Source organism: Planotetraspora kaengkrachanensis (assembly GCF_016862895.1).
In the GTDB taxonomy this organism is placed as follows: domain Bacteria; phylum Actinomycetota; class Actinomycetes; order Streptosporangiales; family Streptosporangiaceae; genus Planotetraspora; species Planotetraspora kaengkrachanensis.
The window spans coordinates 16,540-34,427 of record NZ_BONV01000037.1; the positions used below are offsets into that span (position 1 = coordinate 16,540).

A 17,888-nucleotide genomic window follows, 5' to 3' on the forward strand; every position below is an offset into this window, starting at 1 on the left:
CGGGAGGTTCCTCACGCGGCCGCCGCGCGGAGGCTCCTTCGTTCCGTGCACGAGCCAAGGCTCTGATCAGCCTGATTACAGAATTACGATCGCTCGCAGCGAACACGCGCAAATGTGGGAACACACTCGGGCTCCTGTTAGTTGAGTCGGCATAACTCAACCTTGGGAGTGCGCATGACACAGATACTTCCCGTCCTGCCCCTGGACGACGAGGTCGTCCTGCCCGGCATGGTGGTCCCCCTCGACCTGTCGGATTCCGAGGTCCGGGCGGCCATCGACGCGGCACGGGCCAGCGGTGGCGAGAGCCAGGTGCTCTTGGTGCCGCGTGTGGACGGCCATTACGGCGCGGCCGGTGTGTCCGCTGTGGTGGAGCAGGTCGGGCGGCTTCCCGGAGGGGAGCCGGCGGCCGTGGTCCGCGGTGTGAACCGGATGCGTGTCGGCATCGGGACTACGGGCCCCGGAGCGGCGTTGTGGGTCGAGGCGACGGTGATCGAGGCGATCGCCACCGGGCCGAGGGCCGACGAGCTCGCCAAGGAGTACAAGTCCCTCACCACGACGATCCTGCAGAAGCGCGGAGCCTGGCAGGTCGTCGACGCGGTCAACAAGATCGACGATCCCTCGGTGCTGGCCGACAGCTCGGGCTACGCGCCGTGGCTGACGACGCCCCAGAAGCAGTTCCTCCTGGAGACCGCGGACCCCACCGAGCGGCTGGAGAAGCTGGTCGGCTGGGCGCGTGACCACCTCGCCGAGCTGGACGTGGCGGAGACCATCCGCAAGGACGTCCAGGAGGGCATGGAGAAGCAGCAGCGCGAGTTCCTGCTGCGCCAGCAGCTGGCCGCGGTCCGCAAGGAGCTGGCCGAGCTGAACGGCGAGCCGGCCGACGAGGAGCAGGACTACCGGTCCCGCATCGAGGCGGCCGAGCTGCCCGAGAAGGTCCGCGAGGCCGCCCTCAAGGAGGTCGACAAGCTCGAGCGCACCTCGGACCAGTCGCCGGAGACGGGCTGGATCCGGACCTGGCTGGACACGGTCCTCGACATCCCGTGGAACACGCACACGACCGACGAGTACGACATCGCCGGCGCACGCGCGGTGCTCGACGCCGACCACACGGGGCTCGCCGACGTGAAGGACCGCATCATCGAGTACCTCGCGGTCCGCAAGCGCCGGGCCGACCAGGGGCTCGGGGTCGTCGGCGGACGTCGCAGCGGCGCCGTCCTGGCGCTGGCGGGCCCGCCCGGAGTGGGCAAGACCTCCCTGGGCGAGTCGGTCGCGCGGGCGATGGGCCGCAAGTTCGTCCGTGTCGCGCTAGGCGGCATCCGGGACGAGGCCGAGGTCCGCGGGCACCGGCGCACCTACGTGGGCGCGCTGCCCGGCCGGATCGTGCGGGCCATCCGCGAGGCGGGCTCGATGAACCCCGTCGTGCTGCTCGACGAGATCGACAAGGTGGGCTCCGACTACCGCGGCGACCCCACGGCGGCGCTGCTCGAGGTGCTCGACCCGGCGCAGAACCACACGTTCCGCGACCACTACCTGGAGGTCGAGCTCGACCTGAGCGACGTGCTGTTCCTCGCGACGGCCAACGTGCTCGAGCAGGTCCCCGGGCCGCTGCTCGACCGCATGGAGATCGTCACGCTCGACGGCTACACCGAGGACGAGAAGGTCGCCATCGCCCGTGACCACCTGCTCCCGCGCCAGCTGGAGAAGGCGGGCCTCACGGCCGACGACGTGACGATCGACGAGGGCGCGCTGCGCCGGCTCGCGGGGGAGTACACCCACGAGGCGGGCGTCCGGTCGCTGGAGCGGTCGGTCGCGCGCATCCTGCGCAAGGTCACGGCCAACGTCTCGCTCGGCCAGGCCGAACTCCCCGTCGCGGTCACGGCCGACGACCTGGTGCCCTACCTCGGCCGTCCGAGGCACGTGCCCGAGTCCTCGCTCCCCGAGGCCAGGCAGCGTACGGCGGTGCCGGGCGTGGCCACCGGTCTCGCGGTCACGGGGGCGGGCGGCGACGTGCTCTACGTGGAGGCCTCGCTGGCCGACCCGGAGACGGGCTCGACCGGTGTGTCCCTCACCGGCCAGCTCGGCGACGTGATGAAGGAGTCGGCCCAGATCGCGCTGTCCTACCTGCGCTCACGCGGCGTGGAGCTTGAGCTGCCGGTCGGGTCGCTCAAGGACCGCCAGGTCCACATCCACGTGCCGGCGGGCGCGGTGCCGAAGGACGGGCCTTCTGCGGGCGTCACCATGACGACCGCCCTCGCCTCGCTCCTGTCAGGCCGTCCGGTCCGCGGCGACGTGGCGATGACCGGGGAGGTGTCCCTGACGGGGCGCGTCCTCCCGATCGGCGGCGTGAAGCAGAAGCTGCTCGCCGCCCACCGGGCCGGGATCACGACCGTGCTCATCCCGGCGCGCAACGAGCCCGACCTGGACGACGTCCCGGCCGACGTGCTCGCCGACCTCACCGTTCACCCGGTGAGCGACGTCCGTGAGGTCCTCGACCTGGCCCTCACCCCGGCGACGGTGGCCCAGACGGCGGCCGCCTGACCCACCACGTACGGCTCGCGCCCTCGTTTCCCGAGGCGCGAGCCGTACGCGTTCCCGGGCCGGCCTTTCGGGCCGCAGGCGTTCGCAAGGCCCGCGCACCGGCCGGGCGGAGGCGGCCGGGAAGATCTTTCGCCGGGCGCGAGCGCCCGAGTAATGTTCTGTCATGCATCCGGGAGCCATCGCGGCCGAGACGCCAGACAAGCCGGCGGTGATCATGGCGGGCTCCGGCCGCGTGGTCACGTATCGGGAACTCGACGAGGAGTCCAACCGCCTGGCCCAACTGTTCCGGGCCACCGGGCTCCAGCCGGGCGACCACGTCGCCTTCATGCTGGAGAACCATCCGCACTTCCTGACCATCGCCTGGGCCGCCCACCGCGCCGGCCTCTACTACACCGCGATCAGCTCCCGCCTCCAGTCGGAGGAACTCGCCTACGTCCTGAACAACTGCGGCGCCCGGGTGTTCATCTCCTCGGCGAAGCTGGCCGCCGTCGCCACCTCCGTGACCGGTGATACGCCCGGCGTCGAGGTGCGGCTGATGCTCGACGGCACGGCGCCCGGCTTCACGTCCTACGAGGAGGCGACGGCCGCGCAGCCGGTGACGCCCATCGCGGACGAGTGCCAGGGCGTCGACATGCTCTACTCGTCGGGCACCACCGGGCGGCCGAAGGGGGTCAAGCCCACGCTGAGCAAGATGCCGCTCGACTCTGCGGGGCCGCTCCTGCAGCTGATCCAGTTCCTGTTCGCCCCCACCCCCGGCAGCGTCTACCTGTCGCCGGCCCCGCTCTATCACGCGGCCCCCCTGCGGTACTGCATGAACTTCCAGCGGGCCGGGGCGACCATCGTCGTGATGGAGAGGTTCGACCCCGAGGAGGCGCTCCAGCTCATCGAGAGGTACGGCGTCACGCATTCCCAGTGGGTGCCGACGATGTTCATCAAGATGCTGAAGCTGCCGCCCGAGGTCCGGGAGCGCTACGACCTGTCCTCGCTGACGTGCGCCATCCACGCCGCCGCCCCCTGCCCCGTCCCCGTCAAGGAGCAGATGATCGAGTGGTGGGGCCCGATCATCCACGAGTACTACGCGGGCACCGAGGGCAACGGCTTCCTCTACGTCGGCTCGCAGGACTGGCTGAAGCACCGGGGAACGGTAGGCAGGCCGCTGCTCGGCGTCGTCCACATCTGCGACGAGCAGGGCGCCGAGCTGCCCGCGGGCGAGCACGGGACGGTCTACTTCGCCGACGGCCCCCGGTTCGTCTATCACGGAGACCCGGACAAGACCCGTTCGGCGCAGGACCCGCTCGGCAGGGGCTGGACGACGCTCGGTGACATCGGATACGTCGACGAGGAGGGCTTCCTCTACCTCACCGACCGCCGCTCCTACATGATCATCTCTGGTGGGGTGAACGTCTATCCCCAGGAGGCCGAGAACGTGTTGTCCGTCCACCCCAAGGTGGCCGACGTCGCCGTCTTCGGCGTCCCGGACGAGGAGATGGGCGAGCAGGTTAAGGCCGTCGTCCAGCCGGTCGACCCGGAGGAGGCCGGGCCGGCGCTCGCCGACGAGCTCATGGAGTACTGCCGGGCGCGGCTGGCCCACTACAAGTGCCCGAAGTCGGTGGATTTCCGCGACGAACTTCCGAGACATCCGACGGGCAAGTTGTACAAGCGCCTGCTGCGCGATGAATACTGGCCCGCGACGTCGTGATATAAGAGCCGCGTGCGGCATCCGCCGGTGGGAACCGCTGATCGCTTAGCGTGACCTTATCGAGGATTTGCCATCGTAGTGGTTGTACCGGCGGAGAGCCGGATCACCGGCAGATCCAAATGAGGGGGATGGCGATGAGCTCGGAGGAGCAGGGTCGCGGCAACGACACCGAGGTACTCCCCGGTCACGGCTGGAGCCAGTTCGGCAGGACTCCGCCCCAGCAGGGCCAGTACGGCGCCTACGGCGCCTACGGCGGCCCGGGGCCGTACGACACCGCGCCGTACGGAGGGCCGGTGCCGCCGCCGAGGCAGAAGACCGGCATGACCGGCAGGCAGAAGGTGTTCACCGGTCTCGCGCTCGCCGCCGTGGCGATCGGCGGTGGGGTCACGGGGGCCCTCGTCGCCAACGCCACGAGCGACGGCCAGACCGTGATCTCCAGCCCGCTCGTGAATCCCGCGTCGAACACCACGGTCAACACCATCGCCGAGGTGGCCAAGGCCATCCAGCCTTCGGTGGTGTCGATCAGGATCACGACGCAGAACGGCGGCGGGGAGGGATCGGGTGTGATCCTCTCGGCCGACGGCCTGATCCTGACCAACAATCACGTGGTCGCGGAGCTGGGCCAGGGCGGCGGAGACGTCACCGTCAAGTTCAGCGACGGCAAGACGGCCTCGGCCACGGTCAAGGGCACGGACCCGACGACCGACCTCGCCGTGATCCAGGCGCAGGGCGTGTCCGGCCTGACGCCGGCCTCGCTCGGCGACAGCGACAAGCTCCAGGTCGGCGACGCGGTGCTCGCGATCGGCAGCCCGCTGGGCCTGGAGGGCTCGGTCACGTCCGGCATCGTGAGCGCGCTCGACCGCACCCTCACCGAGGGCGGGGACGAGCCGCAGCAGCCCTTCCCGTTCGGGCAGCAGCGGCAGCAGGAGCCGGGAACGACGATCGGCGGCATGGTCCAGACGGACGCGGCGATCAACCCGGGCAACTCGGGCGGCGCCCTCGTCAACGCGGCCGGCCAGGTCATCGGCATCAACACCGCCATCGCGACCTCCGGGCAGAGCTCGGGCAACATCGGCGTGGGCTTCGCGATCCCGATCAACACCGCCCGTCAGGTCGCCGACCAGCTCATCAAGACGGGCAAGGCGACCCACGCCTTCCTCGGGGTGAGCCTGGCCGACGCCACCGGTGACGCGGAAGGCGCCGTGATCAGCTCGATCACGGCCGGGAGCCCGGCCGCCAAGGCCGGCCTCCAGGACGGCGACCTGGTCACCAAGGTGAACGAGAAGGTGGTCGACAGCGCGGAGACGCTCGTCGGCGAGATCCGCAGCTCCCGTCCCGGCGACAAGGTCACCATCACCTACTCGCGCAACGGCAAGGTGTCCACGGTTTCGATCACGCTCGCGGAGCAGTCGGCGACGAGCTGACGTCACCACCGGCACGTCCCAGGAAGTCCCCGGCACGTCCCAGGAAGTCCCCGGCACGTCCCAGGAACTCCCCGGAACACCCCCGGCAGGCCCCAGGAAGCGTCCTCGCGACCGTCCCCGGCCGGCGGCCCTCAGCGGCCGTCGGCCCGTCGCCGTTTCGAGCGCCGTTCGAGCCACCGGAGTGTGGGAGCCGTGTCAGCGGCGGGTGAGCGCCTCGGACTCCCACAGGTCCCGGTAGTAGCCGGGCACGGAGACCAGGGCGTGGTGCGGGCCGCGCTGCACGACCCGCCCGTCCTCCAGCACGACGATCTCGTCCACCTGCTCCAGCCCGCGCAGCCGGTGGGTGACCAGCAGCGTCGTACGGCCCCGCGTGGCGTCGAGCAGGTCGGCGAGCAGGGCGTCCGCCGTCTCCTCGTCGACGGCCTCAGCGGGCTCGTCAAGCAGGAGCACCTGAGGGTCGTACAGCAGGGCGCGGGCCAGGGCGAGACGCTGGAGTTGCCCGCCGGACACCGTCCGCCCGTCCTCCCCGAGCGTCGTGTCCCATCCGGTGCGGCCCGTCCAGTCGTCCAGGCGGGCCTGCCGTACGGCACGGGCGAGGTCGTCGTCGGAGGCGTCGGGGCCGGCGAGCCGGAGGTTGTCGCGCAGGGTGGCCTGGAAGACGTAGGGGTCCTGGATGAGCCCGGTCATCCGGGTGCGGACGTCGTCGGAGGCGAACCGCCGGATGTCCACCCCGTTGAGCATGATGTTTCCGGACTCGATGTCCACGGTCCGCATGAGCGCGGCCAGCAGGGTGCTCTTCCCCGCGCCGCTCGGCCCGACGATCGCGACCCTGTCGCCGGGCGCGATGCTCAGGCTGACGCCGTTGAGCGCGGGCGCCCGGTCCCCATGGCGGACCACCAGATCCTCGATCTCAAGGGCCGGCGGCTCGTCCGGCAACGGCAGGGGAGTTCCGGGCTCGGTCACCGCCGCTGGCGTCGCGCCGATCTCCCGCAGCCTCCGCAGGGCGGCCAGCACGCCGGCGAGGCGTTCGCCCGCCGCGCCGAGCGGCAGCACGGGCTCGAAGGAGACCAGCGCGGTCAGGGCGAGCACGGCGGTCGCGACGCCGTCCAGGTCGGCTGAGCTGGCCGCGAGCACGACGGCCACCACCGTCAGCCCCTGAACGAGCACGCCCAGCCCCAGCGCCGCGGCGTCGACCCGTGACCGGCCGCGCTCGAGCAGCGCGAGGCGTGCGTCCGCCTCCATTCCGGCCGACAGGGCCCGGTCGCGGGCGCCGTACGCCGCGAGGTCGGCCGCGCCGTGGACGAGGTCGGCCACGCGCGCCGCGAGTTCGGCCCTGGCCGGGGCGATCCGCGCCGACCGCCTCCGGGCGGCCACGGCCGTGGCGGCCGGCAGGGCCACGCCCGCCACCAGCAGGCCGGCGGCGAGCAGGAGCGCCGCGGCGGGCAGGACGAACGCGGCGAGGACCACGGCGGCGGTCCCGGCGAGCAGCGCGGCGACGGCGGGCAGCAGGCAGCGGACGAGCAGATCCTGCACGGCGTCGGTGTCGTCGACCATCCGGCTGAGCAGGTCGGCGCCGCGGCGCGGCAGCGGTCCTGCGGGGACGAGCGCCTGGTACAGGCGTTCGCGCGTGCCCGCCTGGGCGCGGAGGGCGACGTCGTGCCCGGCGAGACGCTCGCCGTACCGGAAGAGCCCGCGGGTGGTGGCGAAGGCCCGCACCGCCACGATGGCGACGGACAGTGCGGCGAGGGGAGGCTGCTCGGCCGCCCTCGTGATCATCCAGGCGGCCGCCGCGATCAGTGCGATTCCGGCGAGGTCGGCGGCCGCCCCGGCGAGCGTCGCGAGCACGAGCCTGCGCGGCATCCCGGGCGTGAGAAGCCGGAGCGGCGTGCCGGTCATGCGGCCCCCCTCTCGGCGTGGTCACCCAGGCGGATGACGCGGTCGGCCAGTTCGATCATGGCGGGGCGGTGGGCGACGATGATCGCGGTCCTGCCCTCGGCGAGCGTGCGCGTGGCCGCGACGACCGCGGCCTCGCTCCGGCCGTCAAGGCGCGCCGTCGGCTCGTCGAGCAGGAGCACCTCCGCCGACGGCCGGCAGAACGCCCGGGCGAGCGCCACCCGCTGACGCTGGCCCGCCGACAGGTTCGCCCCGCGCTCGCCGAGTTCCGTCTCGTAGCCGTACGGCAGGGCCTCCACGAACTCGGCCGCCTGCGCGGCGGCGGCAGCCGTACGGACCTCGTCCGGCGACACGTCCGCTCCCAGGGAGATGTTGTCCGCGACGGTCGCGGCGAACAGATGGGGGCGCTGGGGCACGAAGGCGAGCCGTCGTCGCCACTCCTCGAGGTCCAGACCGGCGAGGTCGGCGCCGTCGATCAGGACCCGGCCACGGGACGGGGTGACGAACCCGAGCAGGACGTGGAGCAGCGTGCTCTTGCCCGCGCCGCTGGGGCCGATGACGGCCACCTTCTCGCCCGGCGCGATCTCCAGCGTGACGTCGTCGAGCGCGTCCTCGCCGCGGCCGGGGTACCGGACGGTGACACCTTCGAGCCGGATCGCCGGCGGTGCATGATCACGGCCGGATATTCGCAGGTCAGCGGCTTGAATCCGAATCTGTGCATGATCACGGGGAGGAGTGGGCTGGTCAGGGGCGTGCACGCGAATCTGTGCATGATCACGCCCAGGGTCACGTCCAGGGGTGGGGGTGATGAGGGAGAAGGCCTGGTCGGCGGCGGCGACTCCTTCCATGGCGGCATGGAAGGTGGTGCCCATCGCCCGGAGGGGGAGGTAGGCCTCGGGGGCCAGGAGGAGCACCAGCAACGCCGTGTGCAGGTCGAGCGAGCCCGACAGCAGGCGCAGGCCGACGGGGACGGCGACCAGGGCGAGGGACAGCGAGGCCACGAGTTCCAGCACGAGCGACGACAGGAACGCGACCCGCAGCGTCCGCATCGTCGCGGTCCGATGGGCCGCGGCGACCTGCTCGATCACCGAGGCCTGGTGACGGGCGCGGCCGAAGGCCCGCAGGGTCGGAAGGCCGCGGACGACGTCGAGGAAGTGGCCGCCCAGCCGGGTGAGGGCCTCCAGTTGCTGCCGCGTCACCGCCCGGGTGGTCCAGCCGACCAGTGCCCCGAAGATCGGGATGAGCGGCAGGGTGAGCAGAACGATGACGGCGGTCCCGAGGTCGGCGGCGAAGAGCCGTACGACGACCGCGATCGGGATGACGCCGGCAACGGCCACGGCGGGCAGGTAGCCGGTGAGGTAGGCGTCCAGCGCGTCGAGGCCGCGCCCGGCGAGCGTGACGAGTTCGCCGGACCGCGCGGATCCCGCGTCCTGCTCCTGGAAACGTGACAGCAGCCGCCGGCGCAGCTGCGACTTCACCGCGACGGCCGTGCGGCCGGCGAAGACGCCGCGTGCCCAGCCGAGCAGTCCGCGCGCCGCGACGACGAGTGCGAGCGGAATCAGGACGGCCGTGGTGAACCGGCCGGAGAGCACGCCCGCCAGCAGTTCCGCCTGCACGAGGACGAGGAGGCCCGCCGCCACGGCCGCGGCCAGGCAGGCGGCGAGGTGCGGCCGCACGGTCGGTTCGGATCGTGCGAGCCGCAGAAGATCCTTGTGCAACGCGGGCCCAATCGGACGTGGTCAGCAGGCGGTCAGAAGAACGTGGGCAGTGGGCCCCTGCTGAAGGTGCGCCACACCCACGCCTGCGCGCCGATGAGGATCGGGACGCACGGCAACACGATCGCACCCATGGTGGTCAGTGTCTCGGGCGGGGCGGCGTGCTCGATGAGAGCGGAGGCCACGACGGCGACGGTGAGCCCGGCGGGGATCGCGGCAGCGAGAGCCGTCAGCGCCAGGCCTCGCCCGGTGCGCCGCGCGCCGCGGACCACGGGGTCGCCGGGCAGCCGCCACGCCGCGAAGGTCCAGCCGTGGAGGCAGAACGCCAGCGCGACCACGATCCCGCCGCCGACGCCCTCCAGGGTGAGCAGGGGAGCCGAGAGCCCGCGCGCCAGCGCCACCAGCGACATGCCCCAGGTGAGGGCCAGCCCGGCCGAGCCGAGGCTGATGGCGCCGTCCCACACCCTCCGCCAGGCGGCGCCGTCGGCGCGACGGCGGAACCACAGGCCGGCGTCGCGTGTGATCCACGTCAGGAGGAGCGCGACCACCAGGGGATAGAGGCCGCTGAGCACCTCGCCTTCCAGGGTGGAGAAGGCGCCGAACAGGACGCCGACCAGCGCGACGAGCCAGACCTCGCCCGCGAGCACGAACGGCGCCATGGCCCCGACGAGCCGGTCCCGGTCGCCCTGAGACCTGCCGAGTACGGGCAGCAGAATGCCGAGTCCGATGTCGAAGCCCTCCAGGGCGAAGTAGCCGAGTAAGAGGACGGCGAGGGCGCCGAACCAGATGATCTCCATGGTCGTGGTCCTCAGAGCGAGTGGGCGGGCTGGGGAACGGGGTCGGCCGGCCGGTCCGGCATGCCGAGGGACACCTGACCGGGACCACGGCGTACGGCACGGGCGATCAGCAGGTAGTCGATGAGGGCGAGCAGTCCGAGCACGCCGGCGAAGCCGATGAACGACCCGGTGATCGCGGCCTTGGAGAGTCCCGGCGTCATGGCGTCGGCGACGGAGAGCTTTCCGTACACCAGCCACGGCTGGCGGCCCATCTCGCGCACGAGCCATCCGGCGATCGCCGCGACGAACGGCAGAGGCGTGATGAGCATCAGGAGCGGATGCAGCCACCGCCACCGGGCGAGCAGGTTCCTGATCAGCAGGGGCAACAGGACGAACATCACCCCGAACTGGAGAAGTTGCCCGATCCCGATCATGAGACCGAGCGCGGACTCCGGGGCGGCGTCGAACTTGCCGGGCTGGGTGGCCTCGATCACGCCGAACTGGGCGTATCCGAACCCGACGGTGAGCGCGGAGCCGATGGTCGCGGTGACCACGCCGATCCGGAGCGACCGGGTGAAGAACTCACGCTCGGCCGTGCGCCGGAACAGGTGGTAGGCGCTGGCTCCCATGAGGACGAACCCGCCGGTCCACAGACCGGCGCTGATCACATGGGGGAGTGCGAAGACGAGGTTCGGATTGGTGAGCAGCGCTCCGAAGTCGCGCAGCACCAGGCGGCCGCCCTGTTCGACGGAGCCGACGGGGTGCTGGAGGAACGAGTTCGCCACCATGATCCAGAAGGCCGATGCATAGGCGGTCAGCGTCACCAGCCAGATGCAGGTCACGTGAAGTGCCCGGGGCAGCCGATGCCAGCCGAAGATCCACAAGCCGAGGAACGTGGACTCGAGGAAGAAGGCCACGAGCGTCTCGATGGCGAGCGGCGCGCCGAAGACGTCGCCCGCGTATCGCGACAGGCCGCTCCAGCTCAGCCCGAACTGGAACTCCATGACCAGCCCGGTGAAGATGCCGAGCGCGTAGTTGATCACATAGATCTGCCCCCAGAAGCGGGTCATCCGCTCGTGGAGGGGATCGCCGGTGACCGCGTAGCGCGTATGCATGATCGCCACGAGCGGGGCGAGGCCGAGGGTCAGCACGACGAACAGGAAGTGCAGGCTGCCGGTCACGGCGAACTGCGTCCGCGCGAGGTCGACGACGTCCACGGGGGGCTCCTCAATAAATAGACCGTCTACATATAGACAGGCTACATGTAGACTCGCTACATGTGGAACCGGGATAAGCTGCGGCCGTGAACCCCGACACGCTGCGAGGGCACATGGACGCCCTGCTGCTCTCCGTGGTGGAGCGCGAGCCCCTGCACGGATACGCCATCATCGAGGCGCTGCGCGAGCGCAGCGACGGCGCGCTCGACGTTCCGACGGGGACGGTCTATCCGGCGCTGCGCAGGCTGGAGCGGGCCGGCTACCTGGCGGGGGAGTGGGCCGTGGCCGGCGGGCGCAAGCGGCGCACCTACCGCCTGACGGACTCGGGCCGCGCGGCGCTCGCGGGGGAGCGGTCGGCGTGGAAGTCGTTCACGACGGCCATCGGGAGCGTGCTCGACCCGTCGCGGTGAACGGGGCTGTGGGGGACGCGGCTGTGAAGGAGGCAGAGGGCCGCGCTGAGCAGCTGCCACGCGCCCAGCACATAGGTGATGACGGAGACGGCCACGCCCGGCGTGAAGTCCTCGAACCCCGGGGGGCCGTCGGCGCCCCGCACGAGGGCGATGCCCATCACGATCCTCACCGGGATCTGGAGCAGCACGAGCAGGCCGAGTGCGCGAGCGAGGGGCAGGGGCCGCCGCACCACCCGCAACCCCCGGCCGAAGGCGACCAGGGCGAAGCCTCCCGCGACCCCGGTCGCGAGCTGTATGTAGTCGAGAAGCCTGCTGACCGTCCAGAACCACTCGGGCGGAGTGGCAGCCGAGGCCGGCAGCGGATAGAACCGCCAGATCACGCTCCACATCAGCGTGGTGAGCGGCACGCTCACGAACAGCAGCGCGGCGGTCCTGCGGGCCTGGCCCACCGCCAGTTCCTCCTGGTAGCCCGGGGCGATCTCCGCCGGATGTCCGAAGTCCTCGATCGCCAGGCGCTCGGCCTCGGCTCTGGTGTGTCCCTCGGCCTCGTACGCCTCGGCCGCGTCGAGCAGCCCGTCCCGCGCCTCGGCGAGCAGGTCCCGCCTGGCCCGGACCGGGCCGTGGAGAAGTCGGCGGAGCCCGGCCACGTAGTCGTCGATCGGACTCGTCGGCACCGTCGGCCCTCCCCGCGTGGATTTCCGGACATGACAGGATCGCCGCCAGGGTATTGGCCGTTCTCATGACTCGCCATCAGGGGGAACCCTGACCCGACCCCGGAGCTCTTTCCGTCGACGATTTTGTCTTTCTGACGTTTCGCGCCAGCAACACCTGATTAATCCTGGTAGGAGATACTTCGGGGGGAGAGCGAGGCGGGACAGTGCATCAGGCGAAGATCGTGGTTGGTATCAACGGCTCGGCGGCCTCGTCGGCCGCACTGCGCTGGGCGGCGGCGGAGGGCCGCCTGCGCGGCGCCGACGTCGAGGCGGTGTACGCCTGGGAGTGGTCCGGCGGGCTGCACGCCCCCTACGCGCCGCTGGCCGGCCGGAGTTCGCGTGACGACGAGCGTCGTGCCGCGGCCGAACTGGCCATGCGGGCCGTGGACGAGCTCGGCGAGGACCATGTGGAGTCGGCCGTCGTGGAGGGGCCGCCCGCACGGGTCCTGCTGGAGGCGGCCGCCGACGCCGACCTGCTGGTGCTCGGAGCCGACGACGCCGACGCGGAGCGGTACCCGGTGATCAATCCCGTCGTGGCCGCCTGCCTGCTCCGGGCGAACTGCCCGGTCGTGGTCGTGCTGCCGGGGATGCTGCACGGCCGTTCCACGGGGGAGATGCTCGCAGGGAGCGTTTCCTAGTCCCGGACGACGATTTCCGCCGGGGATTTTTCCCGGTCGCGTGCGCCTTTCCGTTTGCCGGGTGCCGTCGGAAGATCACGTCGGAAATCGGAACGGAACGCAACGGCAGGACCCGTACGGCCTGAGACTTCACTGATTGGCAAGTTCATACGATTTCATTCTGTAGTCACCTATAGGACCGACTGACCCGGTCATATCCTCATAAAGTCCGGGTCATGCTCCCTTTATCCCGTGCTTATGACCATGTCCGTGGTCGTCTCAGGTCCACGCCGAGAAAGGCCGTGCGTGCCGCCGCCGCATTCGTGGCCGTCGGCGTCGTGGTGGCCGGCGTCACCACACTGTCGTTGACCCCGGCATCGGCGGAGCCCGGCACCGTGGTGATCAGCCAGGTGTACGGCGGAGGAGGCAACACCGGCGCCCCGCTGACCAACGACTACGTCGAGCTGTTCAACCGCAGCGCCGCGACGGTCTCCCTGGACGGCTGGTCGGTCCAGTACGCCAGCGCCACCGGCACCGGCCCCTTCTCCTCCAACAAGGTGGACCTCGCGGGCTCCCTGGCTCCGGGGCGCTACCACCTCGTCCAGCTCGGGGCGGGCACCACTCCGAGTGGAGCGCTCCCGGCCCCTGACACCACGGGGAACCTCGCCCTGAGCGGCACGGCGGGAAAGGTCGCGCTGGTCCGGTCCGCCACGGGCCTGGCCTGCAACGGCGGCTCCATCCCGTGCACCCCCGAGCAGGCCGCCGACATCGCCGACCTCGTCGGCTACGGCTCGGCCAACTACTTCGAGGGCGCCGCAGCGCCGGCGCTGACCAACACCACCGCCGCGATCCGCAAGGACGGCGGCTGCGCCGACACCGACAGCAACGCCGCGGACTTCGACGCCGGCGCCCCCGCGCCGCGCAACAGCGCGACGGCCGCCGCGCCGTGCGGGGGGACCACTCCGAGCCCAACCCCCTCGGACACTCCGACGCCGACCCCCACTCCGTCGGACACGCCGACCCCGACTCCCACCCCGACCCCCACGGCTCCCTCCTCGTGCGCCGTGCCGGTGACCCACCAGATCGCCGACGTCCAGGGCGCGGGCGACGCCTCGCCCCTCGTCGGCCAGGCGGTCCGCATCGAGGGTGTGGTGACCGCGGACTTCCAGGGCACGAACCAGCTGAGCGGCTTCTACGTCCAGGACCCGACGCCGGACGCGAACCCGGCCACCTCCGACGCGGTGTTCGTGTTCACCCCGAGGCCCGCCGCCATCGGTGACCGGGTGCGGGTCACCGGCACCGTCGTCGAGTTCAACGGCCTCACGGAGCTGTCCCCGGTCTCCGCCGTGGACGTCTGCGGCACCGGGAAGGTCAAGACCGCCACGGTGAGGCTGCCGCTCGCCTCCGACAGGACCCTCGAATCGCTGGAAGGCGTGCTCGTCACCTTCCCCCAGGAGCTCACCGTCTCCGAGGTCTACAACCTGGGCCGCTTCGGTGAGGTCACCCTGTCCGCGAACGGCCGGCTCTTCCAGCCGACCGACCGCGACAACGTCGACCCCGCCGCCAACCAGGCCCGCCGGATCCTGCTGGACGACGCGTCCAACGTGCAGAACCCCCCGGTCCTGCCATACCACACGAACGGCCTGAACACGGTACGCGTGGGTGACGGGACCACCGGGCTGACCGGCATCCTGACCTACGGCTTCGACCTCTACCGGGTGGAGCCGACCACGCCGGTGGTCTTCGCCGCCGACAACCCCCGTCCGGCCAAGCCGGCCAAGGTGGGCGGCGACGTCCAGGTGGCGAGCCTCAACACGCTCAACTGGTTCACGACGCTGAACAAGCGCGGCGCCAACACCGACGAGGAGCGGCAGCGCCAGCTCGCCAAGCTGGTCGCGACGCTGAAGGGCCTGGACCCGGACGTGGCCGGCCTCATGGAGGTCGAGAACAACGGCGCCACCGCGCTGAACGCCCTGGTGGACGCGCTCAACGCCGAGGTCGGCGCGGGCACGTACAAGGGCATCACCTCCCCGGTTCCCGGAACCGACGAGATCCAGGTGGCCCTGATCTACAAGCCTGCCGTGGTGAAGCCCGTGGGAGCCCCGCAGTCCTCCACCGACCCGGTGTTCCGCCGCCCGCCGCTGATCCAGATGTTCCAGCGCACCAGGGACGACGACGACGGCCGGATCTTCACCATGATCGTCAACCACTTCAAGTCGAAGGGCTGCGACGGCGCGACCGGAGCCGACCTCGACCAGGGCGACGGCCAGAGCTGCTTCAACGCCGAGCGCGTCCGCCAGGCGCAGGCCGTGCTCGGGTTGATCGACACCTTCCACCTGCCCAACCCCGTCGTGGCCGGCGACCTCAACGCCTACGGCGAGGAGGACCCGATCCACACGCTGGAGGCCGGGAAGCTCACGAGCCTGAGCAAGAAGTTCATCGACAAGCAGGACCGCTACAGCTACGTCTTCGACAGCCTGTCGGGCGAGCTGGACCACGTGATGGTCGGCAAGCAGCTGCTCAAGCGGGTGACCGGGGCGACGATCTGGCACATCAACGCCGACGAAGGCCGGTTCATGGACTACAACACCGAGTTCAACCCGCCGTCGCTGTACTCGCCGGGCGCGTTCCGCTCGTCGGACCACGATCCGCTTCTGTTCGGGCTCGACCTGGGCTGAGGCAGGTCTGCTAGCCCCCCGCCGGGTCGATCGCGTCGCGCTTCCCGGCGGGGGGCTCTCCCGGCATCCCCCCGGTTTTCGGATAGCGCAGGTCGAAGGCCGGCCGTTCCGACCTGATCGGCGGGAGATGAGTGAAGTTGTGGCGCGGCGGCGGGCACGTGGTGACCCACTCCAGCGAATTGCCAGAGCCCCAGGGGTCGTTGACGGTGACCCGCTCGCCGCGCCTCCACGTGCGCCAGACGTTGTACATGAACGGCAGCGTCGAGGCGCCCAGCAGGAACGCCCCCGCGCTGGAGATCACGTTGAATTCCGTGAAGCCATCGGCGGCGGAGTAGTCGCCGTAGCGCCGCGGCATCCCGATCACGCCGATCCAGTGCTGAATCAGGAACGTCAGGTGGAACCCGATGAAGAGCATCCAGAAGTGGATCTTCCCGAGGGTCTCGTTCAGCATCGTGCCGGTGAACTTGGGCCACCAGAAGTAGAACCCGCCGAACATCGCGAACACCACGGTGCCGAACACCACGTAATGGAAGTGCGCGACGACGAAGTAGCTGTCGGTCACGTGGAAGTCGAGCGGCGGCGACGCGAGGATCACGCCGGTGAGTCCGCCGAGCAGGAACGTGACGAGGAACCCGACCGCCCACAACATGGGAGTCTCGAAGCTGAGGTGGCCTCGCCACATCGTGCCGGTCCAGTTGAAGAACTTCACCCCGGTCGGCACCGCGATCAGGAACGTCATGACCGAGAAGAACGGCAGGAGCACCTGGCCGGTGGCGAACATGTGGTGCGCCCACACGGTCGCCGACAGCGCGGTGATGGCGATCGTCGCGCCGACCATGCCGATGTAGCCGAACAGCGGCTTGCGGCTGAACACCGGGATGATCTCGGTGATGATGCCGAAGAACGGCACCGCGATGATGTAGACCTCGGGATGCCCGAAGAACCAGAACAGGTGCTGCCAGATCATCGCCCCGCCGGTCTCGGCGTCGAAGACGCGCGCACCGAGCTTTCGGTCAGCCTCCAGCACCAGCAGCGCCGCCGCCAGCACGGGGAAGGCCAGCAGCACCAGGATCGACGTGAACAGAACGTTCCACGTGAAGATCGGCATCCGGAACATGTGCATGCCCGGCGCCCGCATCGTGATGATCGTGGTGATGAAGTTGACGGACCCGAGGATCGTGCCGAGGCCGGACAGCGCCAGGCCCATGATCCACAGGTCGCCGCCCGGTGAGGGGCTGAACTCCCGCCCGGACAGGGGGGAGTAGGCCGTCCAGCCGAAGGCGGGCGCGCCCCCCACCACGAAGCTGCCGAGCACCATGAGACCGCCGAACAGGAACATCCAGTAGCTGACCATGTTGAGCCGGGGGAACGCCACGTCGGGCGCGCCGATCTGGAGCGGCATGATCTCGTTGGCGAACCCGGCGAACAGTGGCGTGGCGAACAGCAGCAGCATGATCGTGCCGTGGAGGGTGAACATCTCGTTGTAGCGCTGCAGGCTGACGAACTGCAGGCCCGGCTCGAGCAGCTCGGCCCTGATCACCATCGCCATGAGGCCGCCGACCAGGAAGAAGCCGAACGTGGTGATCAGATAGAGGTGCCCGATGACCTTGTGGTCGGTGCTCGACAACCAGGCGGCCAGGACCGTGCCCAGCCGCCGTTGTTCGGGAACGGGTCTCACGACTTCAGTGGTCATGCGGTTACTCCTTTTCGAGAAGGAGGTCCCGTGTGCTGATACCCGGTGCCGTGCGGTGGAATGCTGAGATCGCAGGTGTGGTTGTGCAAGTGACGGAACGGATGAAAGGAGTCGCCCCGTGGCGACCATTGAGGTGACCGAGCAGAACTTCAACGAAATCGCCGACAGCGGCATCGTCCTGCTGGACTTCTGGGCGTCGTGGTGCGGCCCCTGCCGCACGTTCGCGCCGATTTTCGAGAAGGCGTCCCAGGAGCACGGCGACATCACGTTCGGCAAGATCGACACCGAGGCTCAGCCGGCGCTGTCCCAGGGATTCGAGATCACGGCGATCCCCACGATCATGGCCATCCGGGACGGCATCGTGGTGTTCTCGCAGCCCGGCGCGCTCCCCGCGCCCGCACTGACGGACCTGATCACCCAGCTGCGCGCGCTCGACATGGACGCCATCCGCGCCGAGATCGCGGCGGAGGCCGGCCAGCAGAACTGACGCGGGACGGGCGGCCCGCCCCGCGCCG

13 protein-coding genes are annotated in these 17,888 nt (G+C 70.5%); 7 read left to right on the top strand and 6 right to left on the bottom strand.

Going from position 1 to position 17,888, the window contains the following annotated elements; genetic code table 11:
• Positions 1–174 precede the first annotated feature (174 nt).
• From lon to Pka01_RS31350, 3 genes are all read left to right on the top strand, one after another.
• Positions 175–2,538, top strand: a complete 2,364-nt coding sequence (gene lon / locus Pka01_RS31340) for an endopeptidase La (RefSeq protein WP_203886555.1) — start codon at positions 175–177, stop codon at positions 2,536–2,538.
• 163 nt (positions 2,539–2,701) lie between these two features.
• Positions 2,702–4,237: an acyl-CoA synthetase gene (locus Pka01_RS31345; protein ID WP_203886556.1), complete on the top strand. Its 1,536-nt coding sequence runs from the start codon at positions 2,702–2,704 to the stop codon at positions 4,235–4,237.
• Between the two features lie 134 nt (positions 4,238–4,371).
• Positions 4,372–5,661, top strand: coding sequence for a S1C family serine protease (locus Pka01_RS31350; RefSeq protein ID WP_203886557.1), 1,290 nt, complete (start codon positions 4,372–4,374; stop codon positions 5,659–5,661).
• A gap of 195 nt (positions 5,662–5,856) precedes the next feature.
• On the opposite strand, the gene cydC is transcribed toward Pka01_RS31350, so the two are convergent.
• Genes cydC through Pka01_RS31370 form a run of 4 tightly spaced genes read right to left on the bottom strand, consistent with a single transcriptional unit; the run spans position 5,857 to position 11,262 of the window.
• Positions 5,857–7,557: a thiol reductant ABC exporter subunit CydC gene (cydC, locus tag Pka01_RS31355; RefSeq protein WP_239115630.1), complete on the bottom strand. Its 1,701-nt coding sequence runs from the start codon at positions 7,555–7,557 to the stop codon at positions 5,857–5,859.
• Positions 7,554–9,272, bottom strand: coding sequence for a thiol reductant ABC exporter subunit CydD (cydD, locus tag Pka01_RS31360; RefSeq protein WP_203886558.1), 1,719 nt, complete (start codon positions 9,270–9,272; stop codon positions 7,554–7,556). The genes cydC and cydD overlap by 4 nt, the downstream gene beginning before the upstream one ends.
• 32 nt (positions 9,273–9,304) lie before the next feature.
• Positions 9,305–10,066, bottom strand: a complete 762-nt coding sequence (locus Pka01_RS31365) for a cytochrome d ubiquinol oxidase subunit II (protein WP_203886559.1) — start codon at positions 10,064–10,066, stop codon at positions 9,305–9,307.
• An 11-nt stretch (positions 10,067–10,077) separates the two neighbouring features.
• Complete coding sequence (locus Pka01_RS31370) at positions 10,078–11,262, bottom strand: cytochrome ubiquinol oxidase subunit I (protein ID WP_203886560.1); 1,185 nt, start codon at positions 11,260–11,262, stop codon at positions 10,078–10,080.
• 86 nt (positions 11,263–11,348) lie between these two features.
• Between Pka01_RS31370 and Pka01_RS31375 the strand changes: the two genes are divergently transcribed.
• Positions 11,349–11,672 (top strand): PadR family transcriptional regulator, encoded by a 324-nt coding sequence (locus Pka01_RS31375; protein WP_203886561.1) that lies wholly within the window; start codon positions 11,349–11,351, stop codon positions 11,670–11,672.
• Here Pka01_RS31375 and Pka01_RS31380 read toward each other — a convergent pair.
• Positions 11,570–12,346, bottom strand: coding sequence for a permease prefix domain 1-containing protein (locus tag Pka01_RS31380; protein WP_203886562.1), 777 nt, complete (start codon positions 12,344–12,346; stop codon positions 11,570–11,572). The two genes, Pka01_RS31375 and Pka01_RS31380, sit on opposite strands and share 103 nt — an antisense overlap.
• Before the next feature lie 221 nt (positions 12,347–12,567).
• On the opposite strand from Pka01_RS31380, the gene Pka01_RS31385 reads away from it, so the two are divergent.
• Both Pka01_RS31385 and Pka01_RS31390 read left to right on the top strand, forming a co-directional pair.
• Positions 12,568–13,023, top strand: coding sequence for a universal stress protein (locus Pka01_RS31385; RefSeq protein WP_203886563.1), 456 nt, complete (start codon positions 12,568–12,570; stop codon positions 13,021–13,023).
• Positions 13,024–13,304: 281 nt separating this feature from the next.
• The gene (locus Pka01_RS31390) at positions 13,305–15,680 is read left to right on the top strand and encodes an ExeM/NucH family extracellular endonuclease (protein WP_239115632.1); all 2,376 of its coding nucleotides are present in this window, start codon (positions 13,305–13,307) and stop codon (positions 15,678–15,680) included.
• Positions 15,681–15,690: 10 nt separating this feature from the next.
• Here Pka01_RS31390 and ctaD read toward each other — a convergent pair whose 3' ends face one another.
• On the bottom strand, positions 15,691–17,373 hold the full coding sequence (gene ctaD / locus Pka01_RS31395; protein ID WP_203886565.1) for an aa3-type cytochrome oxidase subunit I: 1,683 nt from the start codon (positions 17,371–17,373) through the stop codon (positions 15,691–15,693).
• Positions 17,374–17,491: 118 nt separating this feature from the next.
• On the opposite strand from ctaD, the gene trxA reads away from it, so the two are divergent.
• On the top strand, positions 17,492–17,860 hold the full coding sequence (trxA, locus tag Pka01_RS31400; protein ID WP_203886566.1) for a thioredoxin: 369 nt from the start codon (positions 17,492–17,494) through the stop codon (positions 17,858–17,860).
• Positions 17,861–17,888: the final 28 nt, after the last annotated feature.

What these genes read in the sequence shown, in the direction of transcription:
- lon (WP_203886555.1), top strand. Translation starts at nt 175, where the DNA reads ATGACACAGATACTTCCCGTCCTGCCCCTGGACGACGAGGTCGTCCTG.
- Pka01_RS31345 (WP_203886556.1), top strand. Translation starts at nt 2,702, where the DNA reads ATGCATCCGGGAGCCATCGCGGCCGAGACGCCAGACAAGCCGGCGGTG.
- Pka01_RS31350 (WP_203886557.1), top strand. Translation starts at nt 4,372, where the DNA reads ATGAGCTCGGAGGAGCAGGGTCGCGGCAACGACACCGAGGTACTCCCC.
- cydC (WP_239115630.1), bottom strand. Translation starts at nt 7,557, where the DNA reads ATGACCGGCACGCCGCTCCGGCTTCTCACGCCCGGGATGCCGCGCAGG.
- Pka01_RS31365 (WP_203886559.1), bottom strand. Translation starts at nt 10,066, where the DNA reads ATGGAGATCATCTGGTTCGGCGCCCTCGCCGTCCTCTTACTCGGCTAC.
- ctaD (WP_203886565.1), bottom strand. Translation starts at nt 17,373, where the DNA reads ATGACCACTGAAGTCGTGAGACCCGTTCCCGAACAACGGCGGCTGGGC.